Below are 15,918 nucleotides of genomic sequence, written 5' to 3' on the forward strand. Positions count from 1 at the left end.
CGCGGCCAGATTCAAGTCAGGCGCGCCAACGCCAGCGGGCCAGGGCCTTGATGACTTTCATCCAGAGTTTGCGGGTGACCACCACGATGGAATCTCTTCGAGAGGGGGAAACAGAATTGCCCAACGTTATCTCAGGCGCAGATTCTAAGCAACCGGCTATCAGCTCTTGCAGGTTACCAATCACCATATCCGGTGACTCTTCTTCAATCGGGCGACCGTGGTTGTAGCCGTAACTCAGCGCTACGCAACGAACGCCGGCAGCCTTGGCGGCCAGCACGTCATTTCGCGAATCGCCGACAAATATCGATTGCGCGGGAGTGGCGCCAGCCATTTTCATTACAAACAGTAAGGCAGCAGGGTCGGGTTTTGTCTGTGGCAGGGTGTCGCCACCGATAATCCAGCGGAAAAACCGCCCCAGTTTCAACTCATCCAGTAATGGCGCCACGAAGCGTTCGGGCTTGTTGGTGATCAGGGCCATTTCAACACCCTGCTTTTGCAGCCACTTGAGGCTTTCACGCACACCGGGGTAGACCTTGGTGTGTGCATGGCCACCGTCGTAGGCTTCCATGAAAATTTCCAGTGCCTGTTCGGCCTCTGTGTCATCAACACCACTGCCGTCCATATTCCCGGCCAGGGCACGGCGCACCAGCATGGGCGCGCCGTTACCGATCCACAGCCGTACGTTTTCAATCCCGGCGGGCGGACGACCGAGCTTGAGCAGCATGGCCTCCACGGCAACGGCCAAATCCGGTACCGAATCAATCAGGGTGCCATCCAGATCGAACATCACCAATTTTGGCAGCTGCCCCTGGAGTAGCTGCTCAAAGCGGCTCATGGGCGGGCCAACGCAAGCTCGGCACGCATTTTCTGAATCACTTCTTCATAGTTTGGCGTGTTGAAAATGGCGGAGCCTGCGACAAAGGTATCGGCACCGGCTTCAGCGATTTCACGGATATTGCCAACGTTTACGCCGCCGTCGATTTCCAGGCGAATCTCGCGACCGCTGGCATCGATCAGGGCACGGGCTTCGCGCAGTTTGTTGAGCGTGCCGGGAATGAATTTTTGCCCGCCAAAGCCCGGGTTCACGCTCATCAGCAAGATCATGTCGACCTTGTCCATCACGTACTTGAGCACATCCAGCGGGGTGGCCGGGTTGAACACCAGACCTGCCTTGCAGCCGCCTTCGCGGATCAGTTGCAGGGAGCGGTCGATGTGCTGGGTCGCTTCGGGGTGGAAGGTGATATAGGTGGCGCCGGCTTCGATAAAGTCGCCGATGATGCGATCGACCGGGCTGACCATCAGATGCGCATCGATCGGTGCGGTGACGCCGTACTTGCGCAGGGCGGCGCAGACCATCGGGCCGATGGTCAGGTTGGGTACGTAATGGTTGTCCATGACATCGAAGTGAACGATATCAGCACCCGCGGCGAGTACGTTGTCCACTTCTTCGCCGAGACGGGCGAAATCGGCGGAAAGAATCGATGGGGCAATAGCGAAGGGCTGCATGACGCACCTTTTAGTGGGCTAAACACGGTGGCGCGCATTGTATACCGCTGGCTATGTGCCGCACACCGTAGCAGCGATGATTGGCCATTTGTAGCAGCTGCCGAAGGAACGAGGCTGCGTTCGGTTGCGCAGCGACCGTAAACCCTCAACCCCGGTTTTAGATGACACACCGTGTTGCCTGTTTTTACGACGGCTTCGCCGCCGAACGCAGCCTCGTTCCTTCGGCAGCTGCTACGCAAAGTGCAATATCCGGTTAAGTGTTCACTTTGATACTTGCCGATGGCTGATCTAGCGTTAGAAAAAAACAGACCGAGGGCAAAGGATTGCCAATTTCAAACAACGCTTGTCACCTGCGCACCGGGCGCTACTCCGAACCCGGCCACATATACCTGCTCACCGCCGTCACCGAGCTACGGCGACCCGTATTTACCGACTTCCATCTAGGCCGTCTTGTGGTGAACCAACTCCGGCATGCTCACGACGACGGCATCGTCAGGTCCATCGCCTGGGTGGTCATGCCTGACCACTGCCACTGGCTCGTAGAGTTACGTACCAAAACCCTGGGCGAGTTGATGTGCCGATTCAAGTCACGCAGCAGCATTACGGTCAATCAAGCATGCCGATCCAGTGAGCGAATCTGGCAAAGGGGCTATCACGACAGGGCTGTCAGACAGGAAGAGGACATTAAAAACATCGCCCGCTACATCATCAAAAACCCGATCCGCTCTCAACTGACCTCGCGGATCGGTGATTACCCCCTGTGGGATGCCTGCTGGATCTAGACCCGAGCCGTACGCATTTTCTCGCTACGCCCACGCAACCACAGCAGGAGCCGATAACTCACAGAGAGCAAAAACATTTCATCTCAACCGTCATACCCTGACAAATACTGATCAACCCATTACGCTGCCGGTACTACTTCTGGCCTGGAATAACCGATGTTTTCTTATCGTCTGGCACTACCGGCTTTGTGCCTGTCGCTGATATTGCCGTTCGCCCTGCCAGTGCTTGCAGCCGATACCAAGCCCCAAGTCGAGCCAGAACCCGCAGTTCGCGCGCCCCTGCCCGAGCGCAGTCAGGAAGATGCGGCGGCCCTTGAGCGGCAATTGCCGCAACATGAGCAACAACAACTGCAAGCACCCAATGACAGTTTTCTCGCCCTGTGGAAGCCCGCAAACAGCAGCGCCCCCGAGGGTGCGGTCATCATCATCCCCGGAGCCGGTGAAACCGCTGACTGGCCACTGACCGTCAGCCCTCTGCGCAACAAGCTGCCGGACGCCAACTGGGCCAGCCTGAGCCTGAGTCTGCCGGACATGCAAAGCGAAGCCAGCCAGCCGCGCGAAGCCGAACCAGAGAAACCTCCTGCTGCAATTGCGACAGACAGTAGCAGCAAGGCAGCCACCACCACGGCCAAACCCATCGAGCAGGCCGCCAGTGACGGCACCGAAAGCACGGAACCCGAAGCGGCTCAAACCGGGCAAGACCTGGACAAGGCCGATGCCGAGCGCATCTTCGCCCGTATTGATGCTGCGATTGCCTTTGCCCAGCACCAGAACATGCGCACTATCGTTCTGCTCGGCCATGGTTCCGGGGCCTACTGGGCGTCGCGTTATATCAGTACCAAGCATCCTGCCCAGATCCAGAAACTGATCATGGTGTCTGCCCGCAAACCTGTGTTGACAGAGCCGGACCTGAGCCAGTTGACCCCGGCCCTCAACGTGGCGCTGCTGGATATCTTCTATAAAGACCAACCCCTGGCCCGCGAAGCCGCCCTGCAAAGATTGCAGGCCAGCAAGCGAGCCAACGGGTCGAATTTCAAGCAGGTCGGATTGCTCGCCACCCCGGGCAACCGGGATGGTGAACAGGAGCAGTTGTTTCGCCGTGTACGCGGCTGGCTCAGCCCGCAACCTGTGGATAAGTAAACTGCGCTAAAAACCACGCCGTTCACGGATCGAGGCGTAGGCCTGGTGCAGTTCACGGGTTTTTTCCGTGGCCTCGCGCACCTGCGCCGGGCCCGCACCGCTGCCGGCAACCTTGTCAGGGTGATGACGACTGAGCAGGCGCCGATAGGCTCGCTTGATTTGCTCAGGATCACTGGCCTCGGTCACCCCCAGCAGAAGCAGCGCTTGCCGGTAGGTACCGCCACGGGTCGCCAGCGGTTTGGGCTGAGGCTCATGTTCGCCACCCAACACCAGAACCTGTTGGCGGGTCCAGCCCAGCCAGCCCCCCCAAAGCACTATCAGCTCACGTTCCTGGGGAGCCACCCGGCCATCGGCCAGGATCATTCGCCAGCAGGCACGCAATACACCTTCTGCCGCATGAGGCTGAGCCTTGAGCCGTTTCAGGTAACCGCGCAGCGAATCAGTACCGGATTTGCCACGGTTGAACGCGGCAATGGCACGCTTTTGCGCTGCAGGCTCCATATCGAGCTGACGCATTTCCAGCCGCGCCTGCTCGATATGCTTGCCCACCACCTGTCCGCCGCTTTTGGCCAGACGACCGAGCAACACAAACAACAACTCATCGTTGCGCAGCACCGGCCGGGCACCAAAACGCTCAAGCAGATCGGCCCAACTGTGCAGTTGCAAGCGCCGGTCGAGCGCCTGCCCCAGTAAAGCACCGAGCATGGCCCCCGGAATACTGGCTATGAAAAAGCCTGCTCCGGCTCCGATCAGAGTCCCTGGCCACAACATGCTAGCGCGCGTCCTTGATCAACGACTCGACCTCGGCCAGGCGCTCGTGCGTCCCTACATCCACCCAATGCCCTTGCAATCGCTCACCTGTCACTTGCCCTGCCGCCATGGCGTTACGTAATAGCGGTGCCAGTTTGAATGCACCCGCCGTACAGCCCCTGAACAGATCGGGGTGAAGCACGGCGATACCGCTGTAGGTCAGCGTATCGGCACCCGACATGCCATCTTGAACCTGTCCGCCGCTCAAGCTGAAATCACCGCTCGTGTGGTGTGCCGGGTTATCCACAAGAACCAGATGAGCCAGCCCGGTCAACGGCTGACGCAAGGCAGCAAACTCGTAATCGGTCCAGATATCACCGTTCACCACGGCAAAGGGTTCATCGCCAAGCAACGCCAGCGCCTGGAAAATTCCGCCACCGGTCTCTAGCGGTTCGCCTTCCGGGGAGTACTGGATGCTGACACCAAACTGCGAACCGTCGCCCAGATGATCTTCAATTTGCTGACCCAGCCAGGCGTGGTTGATCACAATGTCGGTAAAACCTGCCGCGGCCAGCGCCCGCAAGTGGTACTCAATCAACGGCACGCCACCCACACGCACCAAGGGCTTTGGTGTATGCAGGGTCAGTGGCCGCAAGCGCTCGCCCTTACCGGCGGCCAGAATCATCGCTTTCATGCATCGACCTCGCTGACCAGCCCCAGGCTGCTGAACAACTCACCCAGCTCTGCCAGCTCGGGACGTCGCGCCAGCACAGCTTCTATATAAGAGAAGAAGCGCGGTACATCGGCCAGATAGCGTGGTTTACCATCGCGATGACAAATGCGGGCAAAAATGCCGATCACTTTCAAATGCCGCTGCACACCCATCAGGTCGCTGGCGCGCAAGAATTCTTCAAAATCGCGCTGCACCGGGATGCCCAACGGCAGCGCCAGCTTCCAGTAATCCTGCAGCCAGTTGCGCACACGCTCTTCAGGCCAGCTCAAGAAGGCGTCCTTGAACAGGCACGTAATGTCGTACGTCACCGGGCCATACACTGCGTCCTGGAAATCCAGCACCCCAGGATTGGGAATGCTGAGCATCAGGTTGCGCGGCATAAAGTCGCGGTGCACCAGCACTTTGGGCTGCGCCAGGGCACTGTCGATCAGCAGCGTACTGACTCGTTGCCAGACGGCCTGTTGCTGCTCATTGAAATCCACCCCCAGGTGAGCTCGCACGTACCACTCGGGGAACAGCTCCAGCTCGCGACGCAACAAGGCCACGTCATAGCTGGGCAAAGGCTCGGTCATCGGCAATTGCTGAAAGGCCAGCAAGGCTTCAATGGCATCCTTGAACAACTCGTCGGCGTTGCTGCTGTTGATCACGTCCAGGAAGGTCTTGTTGCCCAGATCGTTGAGCAATAGAAAGCCGCGATCAAGATCCTGAGCGTAAATTTTCGGTACGTTAATCAGGCAAGTTCGCAAAAAATCAGCAATATCGACGAAAGGTTTGCAGTTTTCCTGGGGCGGCGGCGCGTCCATGACAACAAAACTGCGGCCCTCGCCCTCCCAGCGAAAATAGCGTCTGAAGCTCGCATCGCTACTGGCAGCAGTCAACGTGGCCGGGGGCACAGCTCCCCAACCCTCATTCTCGAACACGGTTGCCAGCTGCTCATCCAGCCAAACTTTCAGGTGTTGCAGGCGTACATCTTGGTCAGGCATTACAAGGGTCTCCGACGGCGCTAGCCGTCAAGCGGGTCATGCTTTATTATCCAGAATCTTTTCCAGACCATCGATAGGCGTGCGGTCCCCCACCGCGGGCTGATGGCACGCAGGAAGCCCGGACTAATAAGATGGCATTGAAATCCCCCGCGTTTCGTAAAAAATTTCCGTTGCTGGTAACCGGCAGTTTGCTGGCCATGCAACCTCTCGCCACGCCGTTCGCGTTTGCCGAGGAGCAGTATGACTGTTCCGTGTCGGCTACGGGGGGCTGGGATTGCGCACCAAAAACCAACGTGGCGCAACTGCCACCGCGTCCTGCGCACGGTGACGGGTCTGTGGGTGCCAGCGGTGAAACCAGCGAGCAGGCCAAACAGGCCCCGCTGGTCACCGAGGCCAAAGGCCGTGGGCTCAAGGCGCGCAGTGACGATTACAGTCACCTCGACTGGGTGCCCCGGGACAAGCTGACCGCTGCCCAGTTGGCCGAAACCGGCCCGTACTGCTCCGGTTCGTACGTAGAGCCCATCCGTCCGGGCATGAACGACCCCACCAGCAAAAGCGACGCCCCGACCTTTATCGGCGCCAAAGCCTCCCGCTATGAGCAGGAAGAGCAGGTTGCGACCCTGGCCGGTGACGTAGTCATGCGCCAGGGCAGCATGCAGATCGAAGCCGACGAAGCCAGCCTGTACCAGGCTGAAAGCCGTGGCGAGCTCAACGGCAAGGTGCGCCTGCGTGACAACGGCGCACTGATCGTCGGCGACCACGCCGATGTGCAACTGGACACGGGTGCGGCCAAGGTCGACAACGCGGAATATGTGCTGCACAAGTCGCGCATCCGCGGCAGTGCGCTGTATGCCAAGCGTGCCGAAGACTCGATCATCCGCCTCAAGGATGGTACCTACACCACCTGCGAGCCAAACAGCAACGCCTGGCAGCTCAAGGGCAATAACATCACGTTGAACCCGGCCACTGGTTTCGGTACGGCCACCAACGTGACGCTGCGGGTCAAGGACATTCCGGTGTTCTACACCCCGTACATCTATTTCCCGATCGACGATCGCCGCCAGTCCGGTTTCCTGCCGCCGTCCTTCAGCAGCAGCACCGACACCGGCTTTATGCTCGTGACCCCGTACTACTTCAACCTGGCACCCAACTACGATGCCACGTTGTACCCGCGCTACATGACCAAGCGCGGCCTGTTGATGGAAGGCGAGTTCCGCTACCTGACCGAATCGAGCGAAGGCCAGTTCGGTGCCGCGTACCTCAACGACGACAACGACGACCGCAAGCGCCAGACCGACTACACCGACAAGCGCTACATGCTTAACTGGCAGCACAAGGGTGGTCTCGACTCCCGTGTACTGACCGAAGTCGACTACACCAAAATCAGCGATCCGTATTACTTCCAGGACCTGGAAAGTGACCAGATCGGCGTTGAAAGCCGTGACTTCCTGAACCAGCAAGGCGCCGTCAGCTACCGTGGCGATGACTACACCGCCAAACTGAACGTGCAGGCCTATCAACTGGCCACCGTTACCCAGATCACGCCTTACGACAAGCTGCCGCAACTTACCCTCGATGGCATGCTGCCAAATCATCCGGGTGGCCTGAACTTCGCCTACAACACCGAGCTGGTACGGTTTGACCGCAGCCTGGAAAACGGCCAGTACACCAACGAGGACGGCACCACCGCCAATCGTCTGGATACCAACGTGACCGGCCTGGCCCGTGCCAACGGCACACGCATGAACCTTGCCCCAAGTGTCAGCCTGCCGCTGAACTGGAGCTATGGCTTCCTGACGCCGTCCCTGAAGTACATGTACACCCAGTACGATCTGGATCTGGATGGCACCGGCAAGACTCAGTTGACCAGTGCTGGCGGCAAGTTCGACAGCTCGGTCAACCGCAGCGTGCCAATCGCCAGCGTCGACAGCGGCCTGTACTTCGACCGCAACACCAACTGGTTCGGCACCGACTACCGCCAGACCCTGGAGCCGCGGGCGTTCTACCTGTATGTGCCGGAACGCAATCAGGATGACATCCCGATCTTCGACACCAGCGAAAGCACCTTCAGCTATTCCTCGCTGTGGCGTGACAACCGCTTTACCGGTACTGACCGTGTAGGCGACGAGAACAAGCTGTCGCTGGGTCTGACCAGCCGCCTGATCGAAGACAACGGCTTTGAACGTCAACGCATCAGCGTGGGCCAGGCCTACTACTTCAAGGATCGCAAAGTTCAGTTGCCAGGTATTGATGCTGACCGTGCCGATGCGACTGCCGGCATGTCTCCGTATGCACTGGAATACGCCTATCGCTTCAACCGCGACTGGCGTGCAACCGCTGACTACAACTGGGACCCGGAAAGCCACAGCCCGCGCTCAGGCAGTGCGATGATGCACTACCAGCCTGAAGACAACCCGAACAAGGTGGTCAACGTCGGCTATCGCTACCGCAACGACCAGGTTCGCTACGACCAGTACACCGGTAAATGGGTAGTGGGCGGTGGTGACTACGGCACCCCTGGCCAACCGGGTTACATCAAGGATTACTACAAAATCCAGCAGCACGACTTCTCGGTTATCTGGCCGATCGTGCCGCAATGGAACGCCATCAGCCGCTGGCAGTACGACTACAACCGCAACCGTACCCTGGAAGCCTTCGGTGGCTTCGAGTACGACAACTGCTGCTGGAAGCTTCGTCTGATCAGCCGTTACTGGGTATCCAACGACGAGTACACCCAGGAAGCCCCTCAAAACGAGAAGGGCGACCATGGTCTCTTCCTCCAAGTTGTGCTGAAAGGTCTCGGTGGCGTTGTTGGCACCAAAGTAGAGAGCTTCCTCGACAAAGGCATCCAAGGTTATCGTGAACGTGAAGATCAAGCTTTCTGAGTGTCTGCGCCCGCTAATGCTGGGCGCGTTGTTCCTGGGTACTGCAGCCAGCGCTGCAGTACAGCCCCTGGATAAAGTGGTGGCCATCGTCGACAACGACGTGATCATGCAGAGCCAACTGGACCAGCGTGTCCACGAAGTTCAGCAAACCATCGCCAAGCGTGGCCAGGGTGTACCGCCTGCCAGTGTTCTGGATCAGCAAGTGCTTGAGCGCCTGATCGTCGAAAACCTGCAACTGCAGATCGGCGAGCGTTCAGGCATTCGCATCACGGACGAAGAACTGAACCAGGCTATCGGCACCATTGCCCAGCGCAACAACATGACCATCGAGCAATTCCGTCAGGCCCTGGCCCACGACGGTCTGTCGTATGAAGATGCCCGTGAACAGGTGCGTCGCGAGATGATCATCAGCCGTGTGCGTCAGCGCCGCGTGGCTGAGCGCATTCAGGTCACGGATCAGGAAGTGAAAAACTTCCTGGCCTCGGACCTGGGCAAATTGCAGATGTCCGAAGAGTTCCACCTGGCCAATATCCTGATCCCGACGCCTGAAAGCGCGAGCTCGGAAGCCATCCAGAACGCAGCAAAGCAAGCTGAAGAGGTCTACAACAAGCTCAAACAGGGCGCTGACTTTGCCCAAATGGCCATCGCCCGCTCCGGCAGCGACACGGCACTGGAAGGTGGCGACATGGGCTGGCGTAAAGCTGCTCAACTGCCTCCCCCTTTCGACCGCATGCTCAGTGAGATGCCTGTAGGCGACGTTACACCTCCAGTGCGCACGCCAGGCGGCTTCATCATCCTCAAGCTGAACGCGAAACGCGGCGGTGGATCAGTGGTGGTGGACGAAGTCCATGTCCGTCATATCCTGATCAAGCCAAGCGAAATTCGTACTGAAGCGCAAACCAAAGAACTGGCAGCCAAAATCTACGACCGCATTACGTCGGGCGAAGACTTTGCCACCCTGGCCAAGACTTACTCGGAAGACCCGGGCTCCGCCCTCAACGGCGGCGACCTGAACTGGGTTGACCCGAATTCGCTGGTGCCCGAGTTCCGCGAAGCCATGGCCGACACTCCGCAAGGTGTGCTGTCCAAGCCGTTCAAGACCCAATACGGCTGGCATGTTCTGGAAGTCCTTGGCCGTCGTGCCACTGACAGCACCACCCAGGCGCGCGAGCAACAGGCTATGAACGCTCTGCGTAACCGCAAATACGATGAAGAGCTGCAATCCTGGCTGCGTCAGATCCGCGACGAAGCCTATGTTGAAATCAAGCTGCCAGGCGCAACCGGTACTGACAGCGCAGGCCAGGCCGCGCAGTGAACACACAGCGTTTTGCCCTGACACCCGGCGAACCGGCAGGCATAGGTCCCGACCTGTGCCTGCTACTCGCCTCGCAACACCAGCCACACCCCCTGATCGCCATCACCAGCTGCGACCTGCTCCTTGAGCGGGCCGCGCAGCTCGGTGTGGCTGTCAGCCTGCTACCGGTCGAGCCGGGCAACTGGCCCGATCAGCCGGCTCCGGCAGGCAGCCTGTACGTGTGGGACACCCCGTTGAACGCCACGGTTACCGCCGGCAAGCTGGACAAGGCCAACGCAGCCTTTGTGCTGCAAACCCTCACACGCGCCGCCCAGGGCTGCGTGGATGGCGACTTTGCCGGCATGATCACCGCCCCGGTGCATAAGGGCGTGATCAACGAAGCGGGCATCCCGTTCTCCGGGCATACCGAATTCCTCGCCGACCTGACCCATACACCGCAGGTCGTGATGATGCTTGCCACCCGCGGACTGCGCGTGGCACTGGTCACCACTCACCTGCCCCTGCGTCAGGTCAGCGATGCAATCACCCCCGAGCGACTGATGCGGGTCACCCGCATTCTGCACGCCGACCTAAAACAAAAATTTGGCATCGCCCGGCCGCGCATCCTGGTTTGCGGGCTCAACCCCCATGCAGGTGAAGGCGGCCATTTGGGCCACGAAGAAACAGACATCATCGAACCAACCCTGGAGCGCCTGCGCAGCGAGGGCATGGACCTGCGTGGCCCGCTGCCTGCCGACACTCTGTTTACCCCCAAATATCTGGAACACTGCGACGCAGTGCTGGCGATGTACCACGACCAAGGCCTGCCCGTACTCAAGTACAAAGGGTTTGGTGCCGCAGTCAACATCACCCTGGGCTTGCCGATTATCCGCACCTCTGTCGACCACGGCACCGCCCTGGATCTGGCGGGTAGTGGCAAGATCGATACCGGCAGCCTGCAAGTCGCCCTGGAAACCGCCTACCAGATGGCCGAGACCCGTATATGAACGAGCAATACCAACACAAGGCGCGCAAGCGCTTTGGTCAGAACTTCCTGCACGATGCCGGGGTTATCGACCGCATCCTGCGCGCCATCAACGCCAAGGCTGGCGAACGCCTGCTGGAAATCGGCCCGGGCCAGGGTGCCCTCACCGAAGGCATTCTCAACAGCGGTGGCCAGCTCGACGTTGTGGAGCTCGACAAGGATCTGGTGCCGATCCTCAACCGCCAGTTTGCCGGCATGAGCAACTTCACCCTGCACCAGGGTGATGCCCTGAAGTTCGACTTCAAGAGCCTCAATGCTGCCCCTCGCACCCTGCGCGTGGTTGGTAACCTGCCGTACAACATCTCCACGCCGCTGATTTTTCACCTGCTGAAAAACGCCGAGCTGATCCGCGACATGCACTTCATGCTGCAAAAAGAAGTGGTTGAGCGCATGGCCGCCGGGCCTGGCGGTGGTGATTGGGGTCGTCTGTCGATCATGGTTCAGTACCACTGCCGCGTCGAACACCTGTTCAACGTAGGCCCGGGTGCATTCAACCCGCCGCCGAAAGTTGATTCAGCGATTGTCCGTCTGGTGCCCCACGAAGTGCTGCCGCATCCGGCCAAAGACCACCGCCTGCTTGAGCGCGTGGTTCGCGAAGCCTTCAACCAGCGCCGCAAGACCCTGCGCAACACCCTCAAAGCCTTGCTCAGCAACGCTGAAATCGAAGCCGCAGGCGTCGATGGCAGCAAACGCCCGGAGCAACTCGACCTGGCCGCCTTCGTGCGCCTGGCCGACAAGCTCAGCGAGCAACCGGTCGTGGCGCCCGCCGCCGACTGATCGCCGAGAAAAAACGGGTACCCGGCCAGACGCCACGTCTAGCCGGGTACCCGCTGTTTGGCCTAGACTCAGGCATCAGTTTTATCCCGAACTGTGTCTTCGCTTTCAAGTAAGGCCTCTCGCATGCACGATCCCCGCTATCTGGTCGACGTCAGCGTCGTCACACGTTACCTGCCAGAACAATCACAGCCCGAGCATCAGCGCTTTGCCTTTGCGTACACCATCACGGTACGCAACAACGGTTCAATACCTGCCAAGCTGTTGTCACGGCACTGGGTAATCACCGACGGCGATGGTCATGTAGAAGAAGTCCGTGGCGCCGGTGTTGTAGGACTGCAACCCAAGATTGATCCCGGCAGCGAGCACACCTACAGCAGTGGGTCGGTCATCACAACCAAAGTCGGCACCATGCAGGGCAGCTACCTGATGCATGCCGATGACGGTCATGAGTTCAAAGCCATTATTGCGCCCTTTCGCCTGGCGGTACCCGGAGCCCTGCACTGATGGCGGTGTATGCCGTTGGCGACTTGCAAGGCTGCCTGAAACCGCTCAAGCGCCTGCTCGAACGCGTGGCCTTCGACCCCACCAAAGACAAGCTCTGGCTGGTGGGCGACCTGGTCAACCGCGGTCCCGAATCACTGGAAACCCTGCGCTTTCTGTATCGCATGCGCGAGTCGCTGGTGTGTGTACTGGGCAACCATGACCTGCACCTGCTGGCCGTGGGGCGCAATATCGAACGCCTGAAAAAAGGCGACACTTTGCGCGAAATTCTCCAGGCCCCCGATTGCGATGAGTTGTTGAACTGGCTGCGTCAGCAACCGCTGCTGCATTACGATGCCGAGCGTGAGGTTGCACTGGTGCATGCCGGAATACCGCCCCAGTGGACGCTGAAAAAAGCCCTCAAATGCGCCAGCGAAGTCGAACAGGCGCTGCGCGATGACAACCTTGTCGGCCCCTATCTCGACGGCATGTACGGCAACGACCCGGCCAAATGGGATAACGGACTGACCGGCGTTACCCGGTTGCGGGTTATTACCAACTATTTCACCCGTATGCGGTTCTGCACCCGGGACGGCAAGCTCGACCTGAAAAGCAAAGAAGGCGTAGGCACTGCACCGCCCGGCTTCGCTCCATGGTTCAGCTACAAAGAACGCAAAACCCAAGGCCTCAAGATCATCTTCGGGCATTGGGCAGCACTGGAAGGCAACTGCAAGGAACCCGGCATCTTCGCACTCGATACCGGCTGTGTCTGGGGCGGCGCCATGACCCTGCTCAATGTCGACACCGGCCAACGCCTGCTCTGCGATTGCGACGATCCAACACTTGCCGTACCCGGCATTGCCCCACACTCCGCACCAACTTCCCAACCCTTGGGCGCCAGCCAGCCGCGCCCGCTTTCAGGCCACAGGAATTTCCCATGACCGAATTCAAACGCATCCCGCCAGAACAGGCTCAGGCCCTGCGCGAACAAGGCGCCGTAGTCGTCGACGTGCGTGACCCGCAAGCTTTCGCCGCCAATCACATCAGCGGTTCAAAACATCTGGACAACCACTCGCTGCACGATTTCATCGCCAACGCCGACCTCGACGCCCCTCTGATCGTGGCCTGCTACCACGGCAACTCCAGCCAGAGCGCTGCGGCGTATCTTGTCGGCCAGGGCTTTAGCGAGGTCTACAGCCTGGATGGCGGCTTCGAGTTGTGGCGTACCACTTACCCGGACGAAACCGCCCAAAGCCCGGGCGAATAATATTTTTATCAGCCCCAGCCCCCGTGATCAGAGGGCTTGGGGCCTGCCTGACCAACGGTCTAAGGCAACAATTCACGCATCTGACCTTGACCTCCCGTATTACCAACTATCCTTTACCTCAGGCCATCCAAATCTGGGGAGAGCCGGTACACCGGCGAATGGATCATCGGTAGTAACTTCAAGGGGTTAGCCACCTTGATGGTGTCCTGGGGGGTACACAGCAGCTGAAATGCTGCTGCATGCCAGCACTCGAACTGACCGATCTATCGCCGACTCCACGTATCGAGCGAGGTGACGTCATGAGTATTTTTAGCCACTTCCAACAACGCTTCGAGTCCACACGCCAGGAAGAGCTTACGCTCCAGGAATATCTTGAGCTGTGCAAACAGGACAAAAGCACTTACGCCTCAGCCGCGGAACGGCTACTGCTGGCCATTGGCGAGCCGGAACTGCTGGACACCTCAACCGACTCCCGGCTGTCGAGGATTTTCTCCAACAAGGTGATTCGCCGCTACCCGGCCTTTGAAGACTTCCACGGAATGGAAGAATGCATCGACCAGATAGTTTCCTACTTCCGCCATGCCGCACAGGGCCTGGAAGAGAAAAAACAAATCCTTTACCTGCTGGGCCCGGTAGGGGGCGGCAAGTCATCCCTTGCCGAAAAGCTCAAACAGTTGATTGAAAAAGTCCCCTTCTATGCAATCAAGGGCTCACCGGTTTTCGAGTCGCCTTTGGGCCTGTTCAACGCCACCGAAGATGGCGCGATCCTCGAAGAAGACTTCGGCATTCCCAAACGCTACCTGAGCACCATCATGTCGCCGTGGGCCACCAAGCGCCTTGCCGAGTTTGGCGGTGATATCAGCCAGTTCCGCGTAGTAAAACTGTACCCGTCGATCCTCAACCAGATCGGTGTAGCCAAAACCGAACCCGGTGACGAAAACAACCAGGACATTTCGGCCCTTGTAGGTAAGGTCGATATCCGCAAACTGGAAGAATTCCCGCAGAACGATGCCGACGCCTACAGCTACTCGGGCGCTCTGTGCCGGTCCAACCAGGGCCTGATGGAGTTCGTCGAGATGTTCAAGGCACCCATCAAGGTGCTGCACCCACTGCTGACGGCTACCCAGGAAGGTAACTACAACAGTACCGAAGGCTTGGGCGCGATTCCGTTTACCGGCATCCTGCTTGCCCACTCCAACGAATCGGAATGGCATACCTTCCGCAACAACAAGAACAACGAAGCGTTTATCGACCGGATCTACATCGTCAAAGTACCGTACTGCCTGCGTGTCAGTGACGAAGTGAAAATCTACGACAAACTGCTGTTCAACAGCTCACTGGCCAAAGCCCATTGCGCACCCGACACCCTGAAGATGCTGGCCCAGTTCACCGTACTGTCGCGCCTCAAAGAACCGGAAAACTCCAACATCTACTCCAAGATGCGGGTTTATGACGGCGAGAACCTCAAGGACACCGACCCGAAAGCCAAGTCCATCCAGGAGTACCGTGACAACGCGGGTGTGGACGAAGGCATGAATGGCCTGTCGACCCGTTTTGCGTTCAAGATCCTGTCCAAGGTATTCAACTTCGACCCCCACGAAATTGCCGCCAACCCGGTGCACCTGCTTTATGTGCTCGAACAGCAGATCGAACAGGAACAATTCCAGGCCGAAACCCGCGAGCGCTACCTGCGTTTCCTCAAGGAATACCTGGCGCCGCGCTACATCGAATTTATCGGCAAGGAAATCCAGACCGCTTACCTGGAGTCCTACAGCGAATACGGGCAAAACATCTTCGACCGTTATGTGCTCTACGCCGACTTCTGGATTCAGGACCAGGAATACCGGGATCCGGAAACCGGCGAAATCCTCAACCGCGTGGCCCTCAACGAAGAGTTGGAAAAAATCGAGAAACCGGCCGGCATCAGCAATCCGAAAGATTTCCGCAACGAAATCGTCAACTTCGTACTGCGTGCCCGGGCGAACAACAACGGTAAGAATCCAACCTGGCTCAGTTACGAGAAACTGCGGGTGGTGATCGAGAAAAAAATGTTCTCCAACACCGAAGACCTGCTGCCGGTTATCAGTTTCAACGCCAAGGCAAGCAAAGAGGACCAGCAAAAACACAACGACTTTGTTACTCGAATGGTCGAACGTGGCTATACCGACAAACAAGTGCGGCTGCTCTCCGAGTGGTACCTGCGGGTCCGCAAGTCGCAGTGAGGCAGTTGTAAGCCTCAAGCCTCAAGCTGCAGGAAAAGGCATGGGTAAATGCCT

The 15,918-nt window shown here is 58.7% G+C and carries 15 protein-coding genes; 10 read left to right on the forward strand and 5 right to left on the reverse strand.

The features are described from left to right. Positions 1-16: 16 nt before the first annotated feature. Entirely contained in the window at positions 17-835 is an 819-nt protein-coding gene (locus ACP7BE_RS12910) for a phosphoglycolate phosphatase (protein ID WP_094999946.1), read from the reverse strand. After that, positions 832-1,506 carry a ribulose-phosphate 3-epimerase gene (gene rpe, locus ACP7BE_RS12915; protein WP_016782414.1) on the reverse strand — a complete coding sequence of 225 codons (675 nt, stop codon included), beginning with the start codon at positions 1,504-1,506 and terminating at the stop codon, positions 832-834. The genes ACP7BE_RS12910 and rpe overlap by 4 nt, the downstream gene beginning before the upstream one ends. Positions 1,507-1,829: 323 nt before the next feature. On the opposite strand from rpe, the gene ACP7BE_RS12920 reads away from it, so the two are divergent. Together ACP7BE_RS12920 and ACP7BE_RS12925 are read left to right on the forward strand one after the other, a co-directional pair. Further along, the gene (locus tag ACP7BE_RS12920; RefSeq protein WP_094999944.1) at positions 1,830-2,288 is read left to right on the forward strand and encodes an REP-associated tyrosine transposase; all 459 of its coding nucleotides are present in this window, start codon (positions 1,830-1,832) and stop codon (positions 2,286-2,288) included. A gap of 156 nt (positions 2,289-2,444) precedes the next feature. Then, positions 2,445-3,428: an alpha/beta hydrolase family protein gene (locus tag ACP7BE_RS12925; RefSeq protein WP_426106106.1), complete on the forward strand. Its 984-nt coding sequence runs from the start codon at positions 2,445-2,447 to the stop codon at positions 3,426-3,428. A gap of 6 nt (positions 3,429-3,434) precedes the next feature. Here ACP7BE_RS12925 and ACP7BE_RS12930 read toward each other — a convergent pair whose 3' ends face one another. Genes ACP7BE_RS12930 through ACP7BE_RS12940 form a run of 3 tightly spaced genes read right to left on the reverse strand, consistent with a single transcriptional unit; the run spans position 3,435 to position 5,894 of the window. Next, positions 3,435-4,199 carry a DnaJ domain-containing protein gene (locus ACP7BE_RS12930; RefSeq protein WP_094999942.1) on the reverse strand — a complete coding sequence of 255 codons (765 nt, stop codon included), beginning with the start codon at positions 4,197-4,199 and terminating at the stop codon, positions 3,435-3,437. Position 4,200: 1 nt separating this feature from the next. After that, complete coding sequence (murU, locus tag ACP7BE_RS12935; RefSeq protein WP_153327912.1) at positions 4,201-4,872, reverse strand: N-acetylmuramate alpha-1-phosphate uridylyltransferase MurU; 672 nt, start codon at positions 4,870-4,872, stop codon at positions 4,201-4,203. Then, positions 4,869-5,894 (reverse strand): aminoglycoside phosphotransferase family protein, encoded by a 1,026-nt coding sequence (locus ACP7BE_RS12940; protein WP_094999940.1) that lies wholly within the window; start codon positions 5,892-5,894, stop codon positions 4,869-4,871. The genes murU and ACP7BE_RS12940 overlap by 4 nt, the downstream gene beginning before the upstream one ends. 131 nt (positions 5,895-6,025) lie before the next feature. On the opposite strand from ACP7BE_RS12940, the gene ACP7BE_RS12945 reads away from it, so the two are divergent. The 8 genes from ACP7BE_RS12945 (at position 6,026) to ACP7BE_RS12980 (ending at position 15,864) form a co-directional block, all read left to right on the forward strand. After that, on the forward strand, positions 6,026-8,779 hold the full coding sequence (locus tag ACP7BE_RS12945; RefSeq protein WP_150629056.1) for an LPS-assembly protein LptD: 2,754 nt from the start codon (positions 6,026-6,028) through the stop codon (positions 8,777-8,779). Beyond that, positions 8,754-10,094 carry a peptidylprolyl isomerase SurA gene (gene surA, locus ACP7BE_RS12950; protein WP_169916416.1) on the forward strand — a complete coding sequence of 447 codons (1,341 nt, stop codon included), beginning with the start codon at positions 8,754-8,756 and terminating at the stop codon, positions 10,092-10,094. The genes ACP7BE_RS12945 and surA overlap by 26 nt, the downstream gene beginning before the upstream one ends. Further along, the gene (gene pdxA, locus ACP7BE_RS12955) at positions 10,091-11,080 is read left to right on the forward strand and encodes a 4-hydroxythreonine-4-phosphate dehydrogenase PdxA (RefSeq protein WP_094999937.1); all 990 of its coding nucleotides are present in this window, start codon (positions 10,091-10,093) and stop codon (positions 11,078-11,080) included. Before surA ends, pdxA begins: the two co-directional genes overlap by 4 nt. Beyond that, on the forward strand, positions 11,077-11,895 hold the full coding sequence (rsmA, locus tag ACP7BE_RS12960) for a 16S rRNA (adenine(1518)-N(6)/adenine(1519)-N(6))-dimethyltransferase RsmA (protein WP_094999936.1): 819 nt from the start codon (positions 11,077-11,079) through the stop codon (positions 11,893-11,895). Before pdxA ends, rsmA begins: the two co-directional genes overlap by 4 nt. Before the next feature lie 123 nt (positions 11,896-12,018). After that, the gene (gene apaG / locus ACP7BE_RS12965; protein WP_094999935.1) at positions 12,019-12,399 is read left to right on the forward strand and encodes a Co2+/Mg2+ efflux protein ApaG; all 381 of its coding nucleotides are present in this window, start codon (positions 12,019-12,021) and stop codon (positions 12,397-12,399) included. Then, on the forward strand, positions 12,399-13,316 hold the full coding sequence (locus ACP7BE_RS12970) for a symmetrical bis(5'-nucleosyl)-tetraphosphatase (RefSeq protein WP_094999934.1): 918 nt from the start codon (positions 12,399-12,401) through the stop codon (positions 13,314-13,316). The genes apaG and ACP7BE_RS12970 overlap by 1 nt, the downstream gene beginning before the upstream one ends. Beyond that, positions 13,313-13,642, forward strand: a complete 330-nt coding sequence (gene glpE / locus ACP7BE_RS12975; protein WP_094999933.1) for a thiosulfate sulfurtransferase GlpE — start codon at positions 13,313-13,315, stop codon at positions 13,640-13,642. Before ACP7BE_RS12970 ends, glpE begins: the two co-directional genes overlap by 4 nt. Positions 13,643-13,941: 299 nt before the next feature. Then, positions 13,942-15,864, forward strand: coding sequence for a PrkA family serine protein kinase (locus ACP7BE_RS12980; protein ID WP_016782433.1), 1,923 nt, complete (start codon positions 13,942-13,944; stop codon positions 15,862-15,864). Positions 15,865-15,918: the final 54 nt, after the last annotated feature.

The sequence above is a fragment of the Pseudomonas sp. TWR1-1-3 genome, assembly GCF_049896805.1.
Lineage (GTDB): Bacteria > Pseudomonadota > Gammaproteobacteria > Pseudomonadales > Pseudomonadaceae > Aquipseudomonas > Aquipseudomonas bubulae.